The 20,457-nt window shown below is 46.4% G+C and carries 17 protein-coding genes; 12 read left to right on the top strand and 5 right to left on the bottom strand.

Going from position 1 to position 20,457, the window contains the following annotated elements; translation table 11 throughout:
• The 10 genes from ilvB to IEW69_RS00690 all read left to right on the top strand — a co-directional run bounded on the left by ilvB (position 1) and on the right by IEW69_RS00690 (position 13,006).
• Positions 1-1,740: a biosynthetic-type acetolactate synthase large subunit gene (ilvB, locus tag IEW69_RS00735; protein WP_188624903.1), complete on the top strand. Its 1,740-nt coding sequence runs from the start codon at positions 1-3 to the stop codon at positions 1,738-1,740.
• 6 nt (positions 1,741-1,746) lie between these two features.
• On the top strand, positions 1,747-2,358 hold the full coding sequence (gene ilvN, locus IEW69_RS00730; protein WP_188624902.1) for an acetolactate synthase small subunit: 612 nt from the start codon (positions 1,747-1,749) through the stop codon (positions 2,356-2,358).
• Between the two features lie 65 nt (positions 2,359-2,423).
• Complete coding sequence (gene ilvC, locus IEW69_RS00725; protein WP_188624901.1) at positions 2,424-3,494, top strand: ketol-acid reductoisomerase; 1,071 nt, start codon at positions 2,424-2,426, stop codon at positions 3,492-3,494.
• A gap of 13 nt (positions 3,495-3,507) precedes the next feature.
• Entirely contained in the window at positions 3,508-4,923 is a 1,416-nt protein-coding gene (gene leuC, locus IEW69_RS00720; protein WP_188624900.1) for a 3-isopropylmalate dehydratase large subunit, read from the top strand.
• Between the two features lies 1 nt (position 4,924).
• Complete coding sequence (gene leuD / locus IEW69_RS00715; protein ID WP_188624899.1) at positions 4,925-5,518, top strand: 3-isopropylmalate dehydratase small subunit; 594 nt, start codon at positions 4,925-4,927, stop codon at positions 5,516-5,518.
• A complete protein-coding gene (locus tag IEW69_RS00710) occupies positions 5,518-6,945 on the top strand; it encodes an ATP-binding cassette domain-containing protein (protein ID WP_188624898.1) in 1,428 nt (475 codons plus the stop codon). The genes leuD and IEW69_RS00710 overlap by 1 nt, the downstream gene beginning before the upstream one ends.
• The gene (gene leuB / locus IEW69_RS00705) at positions 6,942-8,030 is read left to right on the top strand and encodes a 3-isopropylmalate dehydrogenase (RefSeq protein WP_188624897.1); all 1,089 of its coding nucleotides are present in this window, start codon (positions 6,942-6,944) and stop codon (positions 8,028-8,030) included. Before IEW69_RS00710 ends, leuB begins: the two co-directional genes overlap by 4 nt.
• Positions 8,031-8,041: 11 nt before the next feature.
• Positions 8,042-9,550, top strand: coding sequence for a 2-isopropylmalate synthase (locus IEW69_RS00700; RefSeq protein ID WP_188624896.1), 1,509 nt, complete (start codon positions 8,042-8,044; stop codon positions 9,548-9,550).
• Positions 9,551-9,552: 2 nt separating this feature from the next.
• A complete protein-coding gene (gene ilvA, locus IEW69_RS00695) occupies positions 9,553-10,803 on the top strand; it encodes a threonine ammonia-lyase IlvA (RefSeq protein WP_188624895.1) in 1,251 nt (416 codons plus the stop codon).
• A 103-nt stretch (positions 10,804-10,906) separates the two neighbouring features.
• Positions 10,907-13,006, top strand: coding sequence for a glycoside hydrolase family 97 protein (locus tag IEW69_RS00690; protein ID WP_188624894.1), 2,100 nt, complete (start codon positions 10,907-10,909; stop codon positions 13,004-13,006).
• 59 nt (positions 13,007-13,065) lie between these two features.
• On the opposite strand, the gene IEW69_RS00685 is transcribed toward IEW69_RS00690, so the two are convergent.
• A complete protein-coding gene (locus IEW69_RS00685; protein ID WP_188624893.1) occupies positions 13,066-15,717 on the bottom strand; it encodes a PAS domain S-box protein in 2,652 nt (883 codons plus the stop codon).
• A 230-nt stretch (positions 15,718-15,947) separates the two neighbouring features.
• On the opposite strand from IEW69_RS00685, the gene IEW69_RS00680 reads away from it, so the two are divergent.
• Complete coding sequence (locus IEW69_RS00680) at positions 15,948-16,736, top strand: 3-keto-disaccharide hydrolase (protein ID WP_188624892.1); 789 nt, start codon at positions 15,948-15,950, stop codon at positions 16,734-16,736.
• A 47-nt stretch (positions 16,737-16,783) separates the two neighbouring features.
• Positions 16,784-17,200, top strand: coding sequence for a hypothetical protein (locus tag IEW69_RS00675; RefSeq protein WP_188624891.1), 417 nt, complete (start codon positions 16,784-16,786; stop codon positions 17,198-17,200).
• Here the strand turns inward: IEW69_RS00675 and IEW69_RS00670 are convergent.
• The 4 genes from IEW69_RS00670 to IEW69_RS00655 all read right to left on the bottom strand — a co-directional run bounded on the left by IEW69_RS00670 (position 17,197) and on the right by IEW69_RS00655 (position 20,453).
• The gene (locus IEW69_RS00670; RefSeq protein WP_188625229.1) at positions 17,197-18,198 is read right to left on the bottom strand and encodes an ABC transporter ATP-binding protein; all 1,002 of its coding nucleotides are present in this window, start codon (positions 18,196-18,198) and stop codon (positions 17,197-17,199) included. The genes IEW69_RS00675 and IEW69_RS00670 overlap by 4 nt on opposite strands.
• 80 nt (positions 18,199-18,278) lie before the next feature.
• Positions 18,279-19,109 carry an outer membrane beta-barrel protein gene (locus IEW69_RS00665; protein WP_188624890.1) on the bottom strand — a complete coding sequence of 277 codons (831 nt, stop codon included), beginning with the start codon at positions 19,107-19,109 and terminating at the stop codon, positions 18,279-18,281.
• 26 nt (positions 19,110-19,135) lie between these two features.
• Positions 19,136-19,903 (bottom strand): hypothetical protein, encoded by a 768-nt coding sequence (locus IEW69_RS00660; protein ID WP_188624889.1) that lies wholly within the window; start codon positions 19,901-19,903, stop codon positions 19,136-19,138.
• A complete protein-coding gene (locus tag IEW69_RS00655) occupies positions 19,884-20,453 on the bottom strand; it encodes an RNA polymerase sigma factor (protein WP_188625228.1) in 570 nt (189 codons plus the stop codon). The genes IEW69_RS00660 and IEW69_RS00655 overlap by 20 nt, the downstream gene beginning before the upstream one ends.
• Between the last annotated feature and the right edge of the window lie 4 nt (positions 20,454-20,457).

Below are 20,457 nucleotides of genomic sequence, written 5' to 3'. Positions count from 1 at the left end.
ATGGAATTATCAATTGAAGAAACAATCAGAACGGCAGTGCCGAAAGAACTTAAAACCGTAAGTGGCTCAGTAGCACTGCTTGAAGGCTTGATCGCCGAGGGCACCGAGGTGGTCTTTGGCTATCCTGGAGGTGCCATCATGCCGATTTATGATGCCTTATACGACTTCAAAGCACGGCTGCAGCACATTCTGGTTCGCCATGAACAAGGCGCCACGCATGCTGCACAGGGATTTGCAAGAACATCAGGCAAGGTTGGTGTTGTGTTCGCAACCAGCGGACCCGGTGCAACGAACCTGGTGACCGGTCTTGCTGACGCACAAATTGATAGTACGCCGCTGGTTTGTATTACCGGGCAGGTTTTCAGTCACCTGCTTGGTACCGATGCCTTTCAAGAGACGGATGTCATAAACATCACCACGCCGGTAACAAAATGGAACTACCAGGTAACGGATGCCAATGAAATTCCAGCAGTGTTGGCGAAGGCGTTCTACATTGCCAAGAGCGGCCGGCCCGGACCGGTGTTGATCGACATCACCAAGGATGCACAGATTCAGAAAATAGACTACGAGGGCTACACCCCTTGCAACCATATCCGCAGCTACAGGCCGAAGCCTAACATCCGCATGGCTTACATCGAGGAGGCCGCAGCGATGATCAATGCCGCCAAAAAACCATTTATCCTGTTTGGACAAGGTGTGTTACTCGGTGGTGCCGAGAAGGAGTTTCAGGCATTTGTAGAAAAAAGCGGGATCCCTGCTGCATGGACCATTCTAGGTGCCGGTGCGATACCATCCGACCACCCGCTGAATGTGGGTATGCTTGGTATGCACGGCAATTATGGTCCGAATGTGCAGACCAACTCCTGTGACGTGCTAATTGCCATTGGGATGCGATTTGATGATCGGGTAACCGGCAGATTAGATAAGTACGCTACCCAGGCAAAAGTGATCCACCTGGATATAGATCCTGCGGAGATTGACAAGAATGTTAAAGCGGACGTGCCGGTTTGGGGCGACTGCAAAGATACCCTCCCACTTTTAACCGCACGGGTTGAGGGGCGTCAGCATAACGACTGGCGTGCAGAATTCGCAGTGTTTGAGAAAATTGAACAGGAAGAACTGATCAGCAAGGAGCTGGAGCCAGGTAGTGGTGAACTCACCATGGGTGAGGTAATTCATCAATTAAATCAACTCACCAAAGGAGAAGCAATTATCGTAAGCGATGTTGGTCAGCACCAGATGGTCGCTTGCCGATATGCGAAGCTAAACAACACCCGCAGTAATGTGACCAGTGGTGGTTTGGGCACGATGGGCTTCGGACTTCCAGCAGCAATTGGTGCCAAATTCGGCAGGCCCGACCGTACGGTGGTCGCTGTAATTGGTGATGGTGGATTTCAGATGACCCTGCAGGAGCTTGGCACCATCATGCAAAGTGGCGTGGACGTGAAGATCATGATTTTGAACAATCAATTCCTGGGCATGGTACGCCAATGGCAGCAATTGTTCAATGAGAAACGATACTCCTTTGTAGACATCACCAGTCCGGACTTTATCAAACTTGCGGAATCGTACTACATCGCTGGAAAGAAAGTCACCGAACGCGAAGAACTGATTCCGGCTTTAACGCAAATGCTGGAACATAAAGGATCCTTTGTACTGGAGGTGATGGTAGAAAAAGAACTTAACGTATTTCCAATGGTGCCGCAGGGCTGCAGTGTAAGTGAAATCAGACTTAAATAATCAGACATGAAAGACGCAGAATTCACAGATAAAAAGCAGGAATACACCATCTCGGTTTATACAGAAAATCAGGTCGGACTGCTAAACCGCATTGCGATCATCTTCTCCAGAAGGAAGATCAACATTGAAAGCTTAAATGTCTCCCCCTCCGAGATCCAGCATATCCACCGCTTCAACATCGTTGTAAATGAAACGCCAGACACCGTTCGTAAGGTGGCAAGGCAGATCGAGAAGCAGGTAGAAGTATTGAAGGTGTATTTCAACACCAACGATGATATCATCTGGCAGGAAATGGCACTTTATAAAGTGCCGACTGATGTTATTGCGGAGAAGGTATACGTGGAGCGCTTACTTCGCGAGAACGGTGCCCGGGCAGTGGTGATCCGTAAAGACTATACCGTCTTTGAAACCACCGGACACCGGGAAGAAACGGATAAGCTTATTGAGGTGCTTCAGCCATATGGATTGATAGAGTTCGTGCGAAGCGCGAGAGTGGCCATCATTAAGAACAGCCAGGGCTTCAATGAAAAACTACGAGAGTTTGAGCGTGAAGAGCCCGGCCAAGATGTGGTAGAGCTTGAACACTCGGATACCAAGCGTGATGTATTCACCATGTAGAACGCCTGAAAGGCAATATTAGAAAGACAATATATAGATTAACCAAACCTTATAAAACCAAAATTATGGCAGTATTAAATTTCGGCGGTAAAGACGAAAATGTAGTAACACGTGATGAATTTCCATTGGAAAGAGCGCAGGAAGTCCTGAAAAATGAAACGGTAGCCATCATTGGCTATGGCGTACAAGGACCAGGTCAGGCGCTTAATCAGAAAGACAATGGCATCAATGTTATTGTAGGCCAGCGTAAAGAATCTAAAACCTGGGATAAGGCAATTGCCGACGGATTTGTACCCGGAGAAACTTTATTTGAAATTGAAGAAGCGCTGGAGCGCGGAACGATCATTTGCTACCTGTTGAGCGATGCCGCACAAATTGAGTTATGGCCGACAGTTCAAAAACACCTTACTCCTGGCAAGGCGTTATATTTCTCACACGGTTTCGGAATCACTTTCAACGAGCAAACCGGCATCGTGCCACCTGCAGATGTAGATGTATTTCTGGTGGCCCCGAAAGGTTCAGGCACTTCCCTGCGCCGGATGTTTTTACAGGGTCGCGGACTAAACTCCAGCTACGCGATTTTCCAGGATGCAACAGGGAAAGCATATGAAAGAGTTGTTGCCCTCGGCATTGCAGTTGGTAGCGGCTACCTGTTTGAGACAGACTTCAAGAAAGAGGTTTTTAGTGATTTAACTGGCGAGCGCGGAACATTGATGGGTTGTATTCAGGGCATCTTTGCTGCACAATATGACGTGCTGCGCGCTAATGGCCACTCCCCTTCTGAAGCCTTCAATGAAACCGTTGAAGAACTTACACAAAGCTTAATGCCACTGGTTGCTGAAAACGGAATGGACTGGATGTATGCAAACTGCTCAACCACTGCTCAACGTGGTGCACTGGATTGGTGGAAGAAATTCCGTGACGCGACCAAACCTGTTTTTGAAGAGCTCTATGAAAGTGTTGCCACGGGCAAGGAATCTCAAAGATCAATTGACAGCAACAGTCAGCCTGACTACCGCGAGAAGCTTAATGCAGAACTCGCTGAATTAAGGGATAGTGAATTGTGGCAAGCCGGTAAGACCGTACGCAGCCTACGCCCAGAAAATCAGCCAGCAGAGAAAGAATTAGAAGCATAAATATTATACCCACATGGGAAAGACGCTAGTAGAAAAAATATGGGATGCCCACGTTGTCAAACGCGACGAGGGCTATCCTGATATTTTGTATATCGACACACATTTTATACATGAGGTAACCAGTCCTCAGGCATTTGACGGACTCCGAAAGCGAGGCTTACCCGTGTTCAGACCTGCGCAAACCATTGCTACGGCAGACCACAATGTGCCAACACTAAACCAGCATCTGCCGATTCAGGAAACATTATCGCGCTATCAGGTGGATATGCTAACGAAGAATTGTGCTGAGTTTGGCGTAGAATTATATGGACTGGGCCATCCTTTTCAGGGGATTGTCCACGTTATTGGCCCGGAGTTGGGTATCACCCTCCCTGGGGCAACCATCGTGTGCGGAGATAGTCATACCTCTACCCACGGCGCCTTCGGTGCCATTGCCTTCGGCATCGGCACCTCTCAGGTGGAGCAGGTACTAGCCACGCAGTGCCTGCTACAGCAACCCCCTAAAACGATGCGCATTACCGTTGATGGGATGCTGGGCCCTGGTGTAAGCGCAAAGGATATCATTCTGTACATCATCGCAAAGATTTCCGCCGCAGGCGGTACCGGGTATTTCATTGAATATGCTGGTTCAACGATCCGCAGTTTGAGTATGGAATCCAGAATGACGATTTGTAACATGAGCATTGAGATGGGTGCCAGAGGTGGTCTGATTGCGCCGGACGAAACGACTTTCGAATACATCAAGGGTCGCGAGTTCGCGCCAAAAGGTGCAGGATGGGACAAAGCACTGGCACAATGGAACACGCTTTACAGCGATTCTGATGCCGTATTCGATGCGGAGCTGACGTTTGATGCTGCAGACATAGAACCAATGATCACGTATGGAACAAACCCCGGCATGGGCATTGGCATCAGTCAGTTTGTACCATCTACAAATAGCCAGGAGCTTTCTGAACGTCCATCGTACCAGAAGGCGCTGAACTATATGGGCATTGAAGATGACAGCGCTTTGTTAGGAAAAGAGATCGACTATGTTTTTATCGGAAGCTGTACCAACTCCAGAATGGAAGATCTAAGGGCTGTTGCGGACTTTGTGAAAGGTCGGCAGAAAGCACCGAATGTTATTGCATGGATTGTTCCTGGTTCAAAGCAAATAGAACAACAGGCCATCGCCGAAGGCTTGGACCAGGTGTTTGAAGCCGCGGGGTTTCAATTGCGGGAACCAGGATGCAGTGCCTGCCTTGGGATGAATGAAGATAAAATTCCCGCAGGAAAATATTGTGTTTCGACATCCAACCGGAACTTCGAAGGCCGTCAGGGACCGAATTCCCGGACCTTCCTGGCCAGTCCGCTTACGGCTGCCGCGGCCGCCATAACAGGTCGCATTACAGACGTACGTTCATTGCTAACCGAAAACACTTACGCTTAAGATGAAGAAATTTACAACCCTAACCACCCAGGTGGTACCCCTTCCTATTGAGAACGTGGATACCGATCAGATCATTCCGGCAAGGTTTCTAAAGGCGACCACGCGTGAAGGCTTCGGTGAAAATCTATTCTGCGACTGGCGTTATGATGCTTCTGGCAGTCCCCGGCCAGACTTCGTTCTGAATAATCCTATATACAGCGGAAAAGCACTGGTTGCCGGAAAAAACTTTGGCTGTGGAAGCAGCAGGGAGCATGCGGCCTGGGCATTGCAGGACTACGGTTTTGATGTTGTGATCAGCAGCTTCTTTGCAGATATCTTCAAAGGAAATGCTTTGAATAATGGTTTACTGCCGATCCAGCTTTCCGATGGCTTCGTACAGCGGATTTTCTTAGCTGCTGAAACTGATCCTCAGGCGCAGGTGACCGTTGATCTGGAAGCACAAACGGTGACGATTGAAACCACTAAAGAATATGAATCTTTTGAGATCAACCCTTATAAGAAGTCCTGCCTGATCAACGGCTATGATGACATTGATTTCATCTTAAACCAACGCGCAGCAGTGGAACAATTTGAGCAACAAAAAGCAGTCGTCTAATGGAGGTATTTGTCAGGATTGAGCACTTCAGTATAAAGATCAGAAACCAGACAATCCTGTCTGATCTATCCTGGCAGATCGTCAAAGGAGAGCATTGGCTATTGAATGGACCAAGTGGTTCAGGAAAAACTTTGCTCGCGAAAGCCCTTGCTGAGCGGGCCACCTTGAATGGCATACAGACCTTGTTTGTGCCGCAGTGGTTTACATTTAAAGACAAGCAAGGTGCATCAAACTTCTACTTCCAGCAACGTTTCAACAGCGCTGATGCGGAGAATACCGTTACCGTTTGGGAAACCATACTTGAATATTTGAATAGAATTCAGCAGGCTGTCGATAATGCAGAGACGCTGCTGAAAACTTTTAAGCTTGCTGAAAGAAAGCATGCACCCATTATACAGCTTTCCAGCGGGGAACATAAGAAAGTGCAGCTACTGAAGGCCTTGCTTTACCGCCCAAAGCTGTTGATACTCGACAATCCATACACAGGTCTGGATGTGCAAACGCGAGCCAGCTTAAACGAGCAACTGGATCTGGGCTGTGGGGCAGGAATGCAATTGTTGATTGTGAGCAATGACGCTGTTGTTCCGCGCTGTATCAATCGTTTCGCATCCATCATGGATGGAAAAATCGTGACGAGTGAGACTGCCTTTCAAGCGAAAGATCAGGCGCCTACCTACTTTAAGCTGCCCGCTTTCTTAGCGGCAGCGCCAGTGTTACCACTCGAGGAACTCGTTGCTCTTCAGAACGTGAACATCCGCTACGGTGACAAGCAAATATTGAAGGACCTAAACTGGAGCTTAAAACCTGGTGAGCGGTGGTTACTGAAAGGACATAATGGATCTGGCAAATCAACATTGATCAGCCTCCTCACTGGTGATAATCCCCAGGCTTACGCACAGGAGTTATACCTTTTCGGCAAAAAGCGTGGAACCGGTGAGAGCATATGGGACATCAAAAAACAGATCGGCTTCATTTCGCCGGAACTACAGTGGTACTTTGAGCCAGGTTCAACGGTCTTTCAAGCAGTTGCTTCAGGGTTATTTGATACCTCAGGGTTGTTCCGCCAGTTGAGCCCACAACAAACAGATAGAACACATCAATTACTTACGCTCTTCGGATTGCAGGCCGAAGCGAATGACCTGCTGGTACAATTACCAATCGGCAAACAGAGATTGGCCCTTCTGGCAAGAGCCATCATTAAAAATCCACCTCTACTGATTTTGGATGAGCCCTGCCAGGGACTGGATGAAGCGCAGACCCGCATGTTTAACCAACTGGTTGGGCTGCTTTGCACAGCTAATCGAAGCCTCATTTATGTAAGCCATCTCGAACATACCCTGCCCGATTTTTTAACACACGAGTTAATACTTCGAAACGGTCGCGTAATTCGTAACAAACCCATTTTAGAACAAGAATACACAGCATGAATAAAAAAATATTGGTCATACCTGGAGATGGTATAGGCCCTGAGGTAACCACCTGGGGAAAAGCAGTTTTAGAGAAAATCGCTGAAGTGTATGGCCATGACTTCAGTTTTCAGGAAGCTTTAATGGGCCACGTTGCCATAGAAGCAACTGGAAATCCATTACCTGATGAGACATTAGCGAAAGCGCAACAGAGTGACGCAATTCTTTTTGGCGCTGTTGGCCACGCGAAATATGACAACGATCCCGCAGCTAAAGTACGTCCGGAACAAGGACTGTTGAAAATAAGAAAAGAACTTGGGCTATATGCAAACCTTCGTCCCATCCTGCTTTTTGATGAACTGCTGGATGCTTCAAGTATAAAACCCAGCATCTTAAAAGGTACAGATATCCTGTTCTTTCGGGAATTAACGGGTGATGTTTACTTCGGGGAGAAGAAACGCTCCGAAGATGGCAATACCGCATCTGACCTGATGATTTATGAACGCTATGAAATTGAGCGCATTGCGCATAAAGCGTTTGAAGCCGCAATGACCAGAAATAAACGACTGTGTTCTGTAGATAAGGCGAACGTGCTAGAAAGCTCGCGCTTATGGCGCGAGACCGTACAGCAGGTAAGTAAAAACTATCCTGAAGTGGAGACGGAGCACATGTTCATTGACAATGCTGCCATGCAACTGATCAAGGACCCAAAGCGGTTCGATGTAGTCCTTACCGCTAACCTGTTTGGCGATATCTTAACGGATGAAGCTTCTCAAATCGCCGGTTCTATGGGCATGCTCGCCTCTGCATCTGTCGGTGATGGTACAGGATTTTTCGAGCCGATCCATGGTTCGGCCCATGATATTGCAGGTAAGGACCTTGCAAATCCACTGGCCTCTATCCTTTCTGTGGCGCTGATGCTGGACATATCCTTCGGTCTCAAAGCCGAATCGCAGCTCATCATTGATGTAATCAAAAAGGTGCTCGCAGAAGGTTTCAGAACCAACGACATCGCCGACGGCAGCACCAATCCATACAAAGTACTGGGTACACAAGATATGGGTAAGCTTATCTTAAAATTTATCGACCAACAATCACTTTCTTAATCACATATCTTATGTTACACGATCCAAACAGAGTTTACGTATTTGACACCACCCTAAGAGATGGAGAACAGGTTCCAGGCTGCCAGCTTGCAACGGCCGAAAAGGTTGAAATAGCTAAGGCATTGGAGGCATTGGGTGTTGATGTGATTGAGGCTGGCTTTCCGATTTCCAGTCCGGGAGATTTTCAGAGTGTTGTTGAGCTATCGAAAGCCGTGACAGAACCCATCATTTGCGCACTCACACGCGCAAACAGGAAAGATATAGATGCTGCCGTGGCATCACTGCAATATGCTAAGCGACCAAGAATACACACAGGTATCGGATCGTCCGACATGCATATTAAATACAAGTTCAACAGCACCAGAGAAGAGATTTTGGAGCGTGCCGTGGAAGCGGTGAAGTATGCGAAAGGATTTGTAGAAGATATTGAGTTCTATGCTGAAGATGCGGGGCGTGCAGATAACGAGTATCTCGCACAAATGGTTGAAGCAGTGATTGCTGCAGGCGCCACAGTGGTGAACATCCCCGATACCAATGGCTACTGCCTACCGGACCAGTATGGTGCAAAAATCCGTTACCTGAAAGAAAACGTCAGAAACATTGATCAGGCAATTATTTCTGTGCATTGCCACAACGACCTTGGCCTGGCCACCGCAAATACGCTTGCGGGTATCGTCAACGGTGCCCGCCAAATAGAATGCACCATCAACGGCATCGGTGAACGCGCAGGTAATACCGCATTAGAGGAGGTTACCATGATCCTGAAAACGCACCATGCCTTGAATCTGCACACCAATATAAACAGCAAGCACTTCTCCGAAATCAGCAGCATGGTGAGCCGGATGATGCGCATGCCGGTACAACCGAATAAAGCCATCATTGGCCAAAATGCTTTTGCACACAGCTCGGGCATCCACCAGGATGGCTTTTTGAAACATCGTGAAAATTACGAGATCATCAATCCGGAGGATGTAGGCATCGACCAGTCGGACATTATCTTAACTGCCCGCAGTGGCCGCCACGCCTTGAAACACCATCTTGAACGGTTGGGCTATACAATCGACCGCATCAACCTGGACCAGGTTTATGAAAACTTCCTGACCATGGCCGACGAGAAGAAACACATCAGCGATGATGATCTGCTATTGCTGATGAGTGACGGAAAAGATGATGCGTTCAAAAATGGCTACAAGCTGAAGTTACTGCAGGTATTGTGTGGTGATCCACTAAGTCCGACTGCAACGGTAAAACTGGAGTTTGAGGGTCAGGAACATGAAGCACTTGCCAGAGGTAATGGCCCAGTGAATGCCACCATCAAGGCTATTGAGAGCATTATCGGTAAGGCCGTAGATTTAAAAGAATTCAACATACAGGCCATGCATGGTGGCAGTGATGATGTGAGTAAGGTTAACATGCGGGTGGTTTATAATGGCAAATCATACCTGGGTTATGGTTTTAACACCGACATTGTACAGGCATCTGCCAGTGCTTACCTTGATGCGGTAAACAAATTTGTGTAGCGATGAGTGAGACGAAAAACATTGAGCTCGATTTCCAGGCAGCAGCTGCAAGGATAAGCGGGACGGTTAAGAGGACACCGTTAGTTTACAATGCGGGATTATCACTCAAATACCAGGCTGAGGTTTACTTAAAAAGAGAAGATTTGCAAGTGGTGCGCTCCTATAAATTAAGGGGCGCATTTAACATGATTTCCACGCTCAGCGATGAGCAGCGCTGTCGTGGTGTCGTTTGTGCCAGCGCAGGCAACCACGCGCAAGGTGTAGCTTACTCTTGTAAAAAGCTTAACATCAAAGGTGTGATCTTCATGCCTGAGATTACGCCTAAACAAAAAGTTAAACAGACAGAAATGTTCGGCGGGGAGCACATTGAGATTGTGCTGGTCGGCGACACTTTCGACGACTGTATGCGCGAAGCACTTATCTATACGCAGATACATGACATGAGCTTCATCCCCCCTTTTGATAACCCGAAGATAATTGAAGGCCAGGGAACTGTTGGACTGGAAGTTTTTGAAGAACTTCCGGATGTTGATTTCGTCGTCATGCCCATTGGTGGTGGAGGATTAGCTTCCGGGGTAGGCAGCTATTTACGGAACATTGCACCCGCCGTGCAACTGATCGGCGTAGAACCTGAAGGTGCACCTTCCATGAAGCAGGCACTTGAAAACGGCGGGCCTGTAACGCTCGAGCAGGTGGACCGCTTTGTAGACGGCGCTTCGGTTAAACGTGTCGGATCACTAAACTTTGAATATTGCAAAGCGCTACTCAATCAAATGTTGCTTGTGCCAGAGGGTAAAATCTGTACGACCATACTTAAGCTGTATAATGAAGATGCGATTGTTGTTGAACCTGCCGGCGCCTTGTCAGTCGCGGCATTAGATCAACTTGGCGATCAGATCAAAAACAAGAAAGTTGTCTGTATCATCAGTGGTGGAAATAATGACATCGAGCGTATGCAGGAAATTAAAGAGAAGTCACTCCTGTATGAGGGTCTGAAACATTATTTCATCGTGCGTTTTCCGCAGCGTCCCGGCGCCTTGAAGCGCTTTGTAAACAATGTCCTTGGTCCACATGATGACATCACCAGATTTGAGTTCATCAAAAAGACCAACAAAGAAAGTGGGCCGGCGCTGGTCGGCATAGAACTAAAAGAAAGTAGTGACTATCCTTTGCTGGTTCAGCGCATGGCGGAGTTTAAGTTTGAGATGATTGAATTGAATAAAGATCAGACACTGTTCGAGTATCTGGTCTGATCAGAATTACACAATCCGTGTAATATAACATCCAGCTTTCTCGTTTTATTTCGCTTTCCGGGCCGCTTAGCGTAGCTTTGACGATCACAAATGAAACGAATACATGTATAAAAAACTCTTACTCTTTCTTACCATCCTCAGTAGTAGTTTGATGGTACAGGCACAGGAGATCAGTTCGCCGGACAAGAACCTGAGCTTGAAATTTGAACTTAACGACGCTGGCGCGCCAACATACCAGCTGAAATACAAGAAAAAAGACGTTATTAAAACCAGCAAACTTGGGCTGGAAACCAAAGACGTTCCATCATTTCTTACTGGCTTTACGGTTGCGAAAACGGAGCAGTCGAGTGCCGACGAATCCTGGAACCCGGTTTGGGGTGAACAGAAAACCATTCGCAATCACTACAACGAGCTCCTGGTAACCCTGACACAAAAAGCAGAAAAGGATCGCTTGATCAGAATCCGCTTCCGCCTTTTCGACGATGGACTGGGCTTCCGGTATGAATTCCCGGAGCAGGACAACCTGAACTATTTCATCATCAAGGAAGAGCGGACAGAATTTGCAATGGCTGGAGATCACAAAGCTTTCTGGCTGCCAGGTGATTACGACACGCAGGAATACAGTACCATGACTTCGAAGCTTTCTGAGATCAGAGGCTTGATGAAGTCGGCCATTACGCCAAACTCCTCCCAAACGCCTTTCTCTGACACCGGTGTTCAAACTCCGCTCATGCTGAAAAGCCCTGAAGGTCTGTACATCAACATTCACGAAGCTGCATTGGTTGATTATTCGACCATGTCATTAGAGCTGAACGACAAGACCATGGTTTTTGAGACACACCTGACACCAGATGCGATCGGCGATAAAGGTTATCTTCAGGCACCTACGCAAACGCCATGGAGAACCATCATCGTAAGCGACAAAGCTGGAGATATCCTGACATCCAAATTGGTGCTGAACTTAAATGAGCCAACCAAGTACAAAGATGTTTCCTGGATAAAGCCAGTGAAATATGTTGGTGTATGGTGGGAAATGATCACCGGGAAAAGCACCTGGGCCTACACAGATGAAAAGATTCAGTTTGGCGTAACCGACTACAAGAAGACAAAACCTAACGGAAAGCATGGTGCAAATACTGCCCATGTAAAAGAATACATCGACTTCGCTGCTAAACATGGCTTCGATGCCGTACTTGTTGAAGGATGGAACGAAGGCTGGGAAGACTGGTTCGGTAAAACCAAGGACTATGTCTTTGATTTTGTAACCCCTTATCCAGACTTTGATGTCAAAGAATTACAACGCTACGCTGCTGAAAAGGGCGTGAAAATGATGATGCACCATGAAACCTCCGGTTCGGTGCGTAACTATGAACGTCATCTGGACACGGCTTACAAGTTCATGGTTGAGCATGGATACAACTCAGTAAAGAGCGGTTATGTAGGTAACATGATTCCACGTGGTGAATACCACTACGGACAGTGGTTAAACAATCACTATCTATATGCGATTAAAAAAGCTGCGGATTACAAGATCATGGTTAATGCACATGAGGCGGTAAGACCTACAGGTTTGAACAGGACTTATCCGAACCTTATCGGTAACGAATCTGCCAGGGGGACTGAATACGAGTCTTTCGGTGGAAACAACCCAGACCATACCACCATCCTACCCTTCACCCGGTTAGTGGGTGGGCCTATGGACTATACACCTGGTATTTTCCAGACCAAAATCAGTGCGTACAATCCAGATAACGACTCTTACGTACATACAACCTTAACCAAACAGCTGGCACTTTATGTAACTATGTACAGTCCTTTACAAATGGCAGCAGATTTCCCGGAAACTTACAACAAGTTCATGGATGCTTTCCAGTTTATAAAAGATGTTGCCGTGGATTGGGATGAAACGCACGTTATTGAGGCGGAGCCCGGAGATTACATCACCATTGCCCGTAAAGCAAAAAACAAAGCGGAATGGTATGTAGGTGGTATCAGTGATGAAAATGCACGTGTTGCAACGGTTTCATTCAAATACCTGCCGAAGGGCAAGACCTTCACCGCCACAATTTATGCAGATGGTAAAGATGCCAGCTTTGACAAAAACCCGCAAAGCTATACCATCAGAAAGATGAAAGTGAATGCAAAAACAGTGATTAAACAGCAAATCGCTCCAGGTGGCGGTTTTGCAATCAGCATTAAGTAAACAGTTCAGTTGAGCCCGAGCGCTCATAAAAAAAGAGGATGCAAAAGCATCCTCTTTTTTTATGACTTTACTTTTTTCAAGGGGATGGCAAAACTGAAGGTAGAACCCTCACCTTCAACGCTTTCTACCCAGATCCGCCCACCGGCTCGCTTGATAATCTCAGCAGAAATATAATGGCCCAGACCAAGGCCAGAAAATGTGTGCTGCATGGCGCCGGTCACCCGGTAGAATTGTTCAAAAACCTTGTTTAGGTCTGCTTTAGCAATGCCGATACCGTAATCACGTACGGAGAGTTCGACTTCATTTTCCGAAGCTTTGGTCGTAATTTCTATTCGCTTACTCCCCGGTGAATACTTGATTGCATTCGTAATCAGATTGGTAATCACCTGACCAATGCGTTCATCATCTGCAACCACAAATTGTGGTGCGGCATAGCTGGCAACCAACACGTGATCCTGGGTGGTCCGTTGAAGATCCTCTACCAGGTCGGACACCAGCTTGTTAAAGTCAAACTCCTGATCGTTGAACTGCAGCCTGCCGGAGTTAATTTTGGTCACATCCAGTAGATCACCTATAAGGCTGGTTAGGCGGTTTAGCTGCCCATCCATTTTATTGATCATTCCAGCTTCCTTCATTGCACCATTCTTGCGAAACATGCGCTCCAGTACTTGAGTATAGGCTTTGATGCTGGTCACAGGTGTTTTCAGCTCATGGCTTGCAATACCTATAAAGTTGTCCTTCTGCTGTTGGAGGAACTTTTGTTCTGTAATGTCTACCCCTGCTCCAATGTAACCTTCAAATACCTTTTCACTGTTATACTGCGGCCTGCCTGTCGCTAAGCACCAGTGCTCGGTCCCATCAGCATGAAGTATACGATACTCTACTTCAAATACAGCGTGCGACTCAAATAGCTGTTTAAATTTCTTTACCACAAATGGAACATCCTCTGGGAGAACAGACTTTAACCAACCTTCTCCAAGCTGCTCCTCAAATGGAATTCCAGTCCAGTCTATCCAGGTTTGATTTACATAGATGATGTTACCTGCTGCATCCGACTGCCATAATCCTGTCGGTGCTGCCGTGGTAATGCTTCTCAGAAGTTGTTCGCTTTTTTCCAGCGCGTGCTTGGCCGCATTTTCAGGTCTAAGATCGCGGACCACGGCGCCAATTGCTATTGGTACGCCAGATTCCGGATCATCAATCCGTATGCTATTATTAAAAACTTCAATGGTCTCCCCTGTTTTAATGTTTTTAATTGTCATTTTACCGGACCAGCGGCCTTCACGAATAACCGCAGGTACGACCTCCCGCTTCATCAGCAGATAATCCTCTGGTGTGTATAGCGCTTTAACATGAATCGTTGACACTTGCTGATCGTTTTCAAAGCCTAATAAAGCGCGTCCAGCATCATTTACATAAGAATGCTTGCCATTCAGACTCAAGATCGACATCATATCAACGCTATTGGCAACGAGCGACAACAACTTCTTTTGTTCACCCCTGGAATATTTCTGTTCCGTAATGTCGAGCGTTACGCCCAAAATCCGAACTGCAAGTCCAGCTTCAAAATAAACTTTCCCTTCTACTCGTATCCAGTGCAAAGTACCATCCTTCCAGTTTATACGTGCTTCGTAAAAGAGTTGACCCGTCTTAAGTGCCTCTTCAATAGCGAGGTCCCTATTCAGAAGATCATTCTTACTGAAGACGGCAACGTATTCAGCGCGTGTAACGGGCCCATCTTCAAAGCCATGTATCCTGGCAAAAGTATCGGAGGTTACCAGCTGCCCGGTTATTAAATCAAGATCAAAGGTGCCCATGCCGACGGAATCTACCGCTAAACGTGCGCGTTCTTCTGCTTCTTCCAGCTGTCGCTTTCCCTGCACCTGTTCTGTTATTTCAGTTGCAATAGTAATAACGCCGGTTATTGTTCCGTCTTCTTCCCGGAAAGGTTCGTAAACGAAATCTACATATACGTCTTCTTGAACACCATTTCTGACCAATGGCACAAGAACTTCTTTTCCTTTGAAGGTTTCTCCGGTTGCCCGTACATGTTCCATACGCTGTTCAAATCCTTGTCCACGTGCATGGGTCAGTACGTCGAATATTGGTTTTCCGATCAGGACTTCCCGATCCATTCCATAAAGCGTGGCAAGCTGCGGGTTTATCATTTCGACAATGTTGTCAGATCCCCTGAATATGCCAATACCCACTGGTGCTTGCATTAAGGTAGCCTGTAGGTATTTACGCTGGTCTTTCAAGGCTTGTAGATTCGCCTCTTCACGAGCCCGGAGTTTTACCAGTTCCGTGACATCAATGGGCGTGTGAAGTAAAAACATGACCTCACCAGCCTCATCTAAGATCGGGGTATTTGTCGTGGTCCAATACCTTTCCACAAACACATCTGTGCCAGGTACGGGAATGTCATAGCGATAGTTGCTGGTGGTGTGCGGGCGCTTGGTTGCGATCGCTTCCTTGAAGGAAAAACTAGATCTGGCGATGTTCTCAGATTCACGATCATTAGGATTTTCTGGGAAAGCAGAGAATACCGGCTTATTTAATAGTGCATCTCTTGATGTATTCGTAGCCTTCAGGTAAGCATTATTCACATCCAGAATGGTGTAGTCGGGCGCATCTATGCCAATAACCAAATGTGCTGAAATGTTGGAGTAAAATATATTTCTATAAACTTCCAGTGAAAAGTGATCTGTCATGAAACTCAATTGGGGGATTAAACGCGAACTTCGCTTACCTTACACCCCAACATTGCTAAATTATTAAAAACATTTTAACAAATCCATATTCTCATCCCTGAACCTTGCAGGCTGCGCCCAGTGGTACAATAAACCATCTGGCTTTTACGCAGTCCTAGAGTAAACATTGTTACAAATCCCTATAAAAATTAATTATATCTTAGTCCATTAACCAAATTCGAGATTTAACTATGAACCAATTTAACATCAAATCCGCATTTATCACCACTTCATTGATGATTGCTGCCCTGGGAACAACCTTCGCACAAGAGAAAGCTAAACCACAGGACACCGAGTTCTATACTCCTGTACCAGCTACAGTTACGCCAGGGAAAAGCAACATGGAGGCCCCTTCAGATGCGACCGTCTTATTCGATGGTAAGGACCTATCTCAATGGGTATCAACAAATGACCGCAGCAAACCTGCGAAATGGAAAGTTGCCAATGGTGCTTTCACAGTAGTAAAAACTGAAGGAAATATCGAAACCAAGAAAGCATTCAACAACTACCAACTACACCTGGAGTGGCAAATCCCGGCGAACATCACTGGTGAAGGCCAGGCACGTGGTAACAGCGGCTTGTTCCTTGCATCCATCGGCAAAGGCGACGACGGCTATGAATTACAGATCCTTGATCCACACAACAATAAAACCTACACCAATGGTCAGGCTGGAAGCATTTACAAACAAACCACACCTTTAGTAAACCCAGGTAAGAAACCAGGCGAATGGCAAACATATGATGTGATCTGGACGGCGCCTACTTTCAATGCAGACAGCACTGTAAAGACACCAGCTCGTGTAACCGTGTTCTTCAACGGCGTTTTGGTACAAAACAACTTCGAACTTCAAGGTCCTACACAATACATCGGAAAGGCTGGTTACCGCAAAGCACATGGACCTTCTCCAATTAAACTTCAGTCACATGGCGACAAAAGCGAACCGATCAGTTTCAGAAACATTTGGATCAGAGACCTATAGTTCAATTATGGCTAAAGAATTGCTAAGCCTACATAAATACAACATACATGAAAATTAAATTGCTACTCTTGCTATGTATTGCCACCATTGGTCTGGCATCATGCAAAAAAGACACGATTGTTCAGGAGACACCTAACAGAACCATCATTTATGAGGTTCCTGTCAATAAATGGTTTGTCGGAAATAATGGTCGCACGATCACTACAGAGCTGGATATCCCTGAAATTGACCAGTACAATGTAGATGTTGAGGGTATTTTGGTCTATATCGATCACCCGGTGAATTTCGACAGTTACATTCCACTACCATATACTTACAATGGGGAGACTTTCTCTTTTGAACATTACAATGGTGGGATTACGATAGACATTCAGCGTTCAGAGTACGGGACACAGCTGCCTTCTGTACCAAACCAGCCCATCCGCGTTAAAGTGATCTTAATTCCTTCAACAGACGTATCTTAAGCAATTTCATCTGGCGTTATATAACGACCAATGTTCAACAGAACTTGGTCGTTTTTTTTGTGCCCTGAGCCTACAGTCAGCTGAACGCCTCTAATCTGCAGCCCGTTGGCTTCTAACAAAAGTTCTTCGTAAAAGCCTTTATAGTAAACGTCCTTTATAGTAAACTGCAGGGCGCCGGCGTCAAATTCTACCCACTCGGGATAAAACACTAGTTGTTTGCCTGCCGTATCAATCCCCAAAGTAAGTGCATCTGCTGCGCTAAGCACATTGGCGTTGCCAAGTAGTCTGGCAGTATAAAGATGTTCGGGATTATTATACAATGCACGTGGTTCACCTTGTTGCAGCAATTGACCGTCTTTCATCAGCAAAAGTTTATCCGCCAGAAAGAGTCCATCAGCAGGGTCGTGGGACACGAGCACAACGGTAACGCCTGTATCTGTTGCAATACGCTTCAGATCTGCGCGCAATTGGTTCTTCAGCAATGCATCCACCTGGCTGAAAGGTTCGTCCAGCAGCAGCATCCTGGTATCGCTAACCAGTGCCTTCGCAATGGCGACCCGCTGCTGTTCTCCGCCACTTAATTCTGTGATCCGCTTAGCGCTTAGGTGCGCAATATGCAAGTGTTCCATCATCTCAAGCGTTTTCTCGTGCTTGGATTTTACGTCGGTGTTGGATAACATGGAGGCTATGTTATCGTAAACTTTCGCGTAGATATTCAAAGAGAAATCCTGGGTCACCATCTTCATGCCTTTGTGCCCGGGGATCAGCTGTTCATCAGGCCCAAGCACCCGTTTGTCCTGGAACATTACTTCACCCACGTCCAATGTTAAAAGGCCGTAAATGGATTTTAACAAGGTCGATTTCCCACTGCCGCTTTCACCGATGATGGCCACGATCTCCCCCTCGATGATATCAAAACTGATATCCGTAATGCCGGAGCTTTGGGTGGTCTGATGTTGCTTGGTTATGTTCTTTACGCTGAGGATGGTTCTGTTCACGTCCAAAGATAAGCTTTTAGCTCAAAAAAGTCCCGTAGCCTAATGCTACGGGACTTCGGGTTGTGTGTATGTTAATGTTATTAATTCAAGCCAAGGGTTACACCGAAAGACATGTTACGTAAATTCTTCTGCGCCGGGCTATCGAACATATCGTTCATATAGTACTTCGCAAAAACACCCAGACTGCCATATCCTAATCTTACAGTGCCACCGTAGCGGAATGGTTGAAAGTGATAATCATCTTTCACCTTTTGTTTACCACGCTCATCACTGATCTGCTTGATCTTTCCATTAAGCAGGAAGCCAATTTCCGGGCCGAACACGAAGTAGAAACGTTTGCCATTATCATTTTCCTTGCTACGAATTTCAAAGTTTAAAGGAATATGTACGTAGCTACTAGAAAAACGGTTTTTTTCAAAGTGGATATCTTCCTGCAAATAACTAAGTTCCTGAGGCTCATTCAACAACGTGATATCTTTTTTTAGACGGATCAGGGTCCAGTCAAAACCACCAGCCAGATACACTTTGAAGTTCTGATTAAAGCGATATCCAAACTGCAATACATCAAATGAAACGGTGCTGGTTTTACTTGCCTTATAGTCTAAAAAATCATTTGTAGGAGATAGGCTGAAGCTACCATCGTCAATAAGCTTCGATAGCCCTAAGTCAATCCTGGTGAATGTAAGTCCCCCCATAAAACGACCCTTTGTTTGATCCTGGCGGATCGTGTCGCGGTTACTCCGGCGGCGCGTACTTTCTTCTTCACCCCCAAATTGCACACTGAATTTGTATTTTCTTTTTTCTGTAGTGTCTTGCTGGCTTTTTACGGTATCCTGTTGTGCCTGTGCATGTGGTGCAATCGCGCCGGTAAGTCCGCTTACCAAGAGTGCTGTAAAGATGAATCGTTTCATAATGTTGGGTAGTCTATTTGTATGTCTTATTTATTATTTCTTCTCTGATTGATTTTTAAGGGACCAATGTTAATCGCCACTAGTGATGAACTCTCATCTTCATCTGTCCGGAACTCCACGAATTTCTGCTCCCTTTTATCAAGTTTTTCAACAACGAAATTCACGAGATCACCTGCATTTCTGATCCTGGTTCTGGGCTCCTGTGGTCGGCTTGCGGGCTCTTCAAAGGCCGTTGTTGTAGTGACCTCTTCTGCATAGGTTTCAGCCTCAATAACGCTTGGCTCCTGTACTAAACCTGGAGCTGTTTGGGCAATTGCCAGTGATGGTTCCTGAACTGCGTTTGTAATGATATGATGGTTTTCCGCATAGATTGGTTGCACGCTGGCAGAATTATTTTCCTTTACATCAGCAGTTACATCCGGCGATGATACTACAGGCGCATCCACAGGTGCTGCAACAACTTTTTCCGATGGCTCAACATTGGCATAAATGGTTTCTGAAGTCGCATCCGTATTGTCCGTCTCATTAAGCGGCTGTGTGTTTGGTGACTGAGCAGACTGCAGGACTTCCGGTGCATGCAGTGCAATTTTCTCCTGTGGCTTAAATAACAGGCCAGCAGAAACTGCAATCAATACCGTAGCAGCGGCACTCCAGTACAAACCGGTAGCACGCTTTTTCTTTGGTGCAATTTGTGGCGCAATGCTATCCCAAAGGTTTGCGCTGGGCTGCATTTCCGCATCTCCTAAACGATCCTTAAATAAGCGGTCAAATTCATTATCCGGTATATGTTGCATAATTGATGCCCTCCATTTTAATAATCTCCTGTTTTAAAATTGCTCTCGCTCTCGAGAGTTGTGATTTACTTGCACCCTCAGAGATGCCCAGCATTTCACTGATTTCCTTATGGGAATAACCCTCAATTGCGTACATGTTAAACACCAGTCTGTAGCCATCGGCAAGGTTCTGAATCAACTTCATCAAATCTTGGATGCCAAGTCGATTTAGGTCAAACCCTGTAGATGGTTGCTCGTAAGCATCTTCAATGGATACCACGTTCATGGAACGGATGTTCCGACGATAGCTTTCAATTGCCGTATTCACCATGATGCGACGCATCCAACCCTCAAAGCTGCCATCTCCTCGGTATTCCGTAATCTTCTGAAAAATCTTAATGTAGCCCAGCTGAAGTGAATCCTCAGCCTCCATCCTGTCTTTAGCATAACGCATGCATACCGCCAGCATCTTCGAAGCAGTCTGCTTGTACAGCAGCTCCTGCATCTTACGATTTCCAGCTTTACAGCCTTCCAACAAATCGGATTGGGTATAGGTTTGCGTCAACTTCATCATT

The organism is Pedobacter quisquiliarum (assembly GCF_014642175.1).
GTDB classification, from domain to species: Bacteria; Bacteroidota; Bacteroidia; order Sphingobacteriales; family Sphingobacteriaceae; genus Pedobacter; species Pedobacter quisquiliarum.
This window is presented reverse-complemented; position numbering and strand designations above follow the sequence as displayed.

Excerpts from the sequence above, each read along its gene's own strand:
- IEW69_RS00710 (WP_188624898.1), top strand. The coding sequence starts at position 5,518 with ATGGAGGTATTTGTCAGGATTGAGCACTTCAGTATAAAGATCAGAAAC.
- IEW69_RS00680 (WP_188624892.1), top strand. The coding sequence starts at position 15,948 with ATGAACCAATTTAACATCAAATCCGCATTTATCACCACTTCATTGATG.
- ilvC (WP_188624901.1), top strand. The coding sequence starts at position 2,424 with ATGGCAGTATTAAATTTCGGCGGTAAAGACGAAAATGTAGTAACACGT.
- leuC (WP_188624900.1), top strand. The coding sequence starts at position 3,508 with ATGGGAAAGACGCTAGTAGAAAAAATATGGGATGCCCACGTTGTCAAA.
- IEW69_RS00690 (WP_188624894.1), top strand. The coding sequence starts at position 10,907 with ATGTATAAAAAACTCTTACTCTTTCTTACCATCCTCAGTAGTAGTTTG.
- IEW69_RS00665 (WP_188624890.1), bottom strand. The coding sequence starts at position 19,109 with ATGAAACGATTCATCTTTACAGCACTCTTGGTAAGCGGACTTACCGGC.
- leuB (WP_188624897.1), top strand. The coding sequence starts at position 6,942 with ATGAATAAAAAAATATTGGTCATACCTGGAGATGGTATAGGCCCTGAG.
- IEW69_RS00700 (WP_188624896.1), top strand. The coding sequence starts at position 8,042 with ATGTTACACGATCCAAACAGAGTTTACGTATTTGACACCACCCTAAGA.
- ilvB (WP_188624903.1), top strand. The coding sequence starts at position 1 with ATGGAATTATCAATTGAAGAAACAATCAGAACGGCAGTGCCGAAAGAA.
- IEW69_RS00660 (WP_188624889.1), bottom strand. The coding sequence starts at position 19,903 with ATGCAACATATACCGGATAATGAATTTGACCGCTTATTTAAGGATCGT.
- IEW69_RS00675 (WP_188624891.1), top strand. The coding sequence starts at position 16,784 with ATGAAAATTAAATTGCTACTCTTGCTATGTATTGCCACCATTGGTCTG.
- ilvN (WP_188624902.1), top strand. The coding sequence starts at position 1,747 with ATGAAAGACGCAGAATTCACAGATAAAAAGCAGGAATACACCATCTCG.
- IEW69_RS00655 (WP_188625228.1), bottom strand. The coding sequence starts at position 20,453 with ATGAAGTTGACGCAAACCTATACCCAATCCGATTTGTTGGAAGGCTGT.
- ilvA (WP_188624895.1), top strand. The coding sequence starts at position 9,553 with ATGAGTGAGACGAAAAACATTGAGCTCGATTTCCAGGCAGCAGCTGCA.
- IEW69_RS00685 (WP_188624893.1), bottom strand. The coding sequence starts at position 15,717 with ATGACAGATCACTTTTCACTGGAAGTTTATAGAAATATATTTTACTCC.
- leuD (WP_188624899.1), top strand. The coding sequence starts at position 4,925 with ATGAAGAAATTTACAACCCTAACCACCCAGGTGGTACCCCTTCCTATT.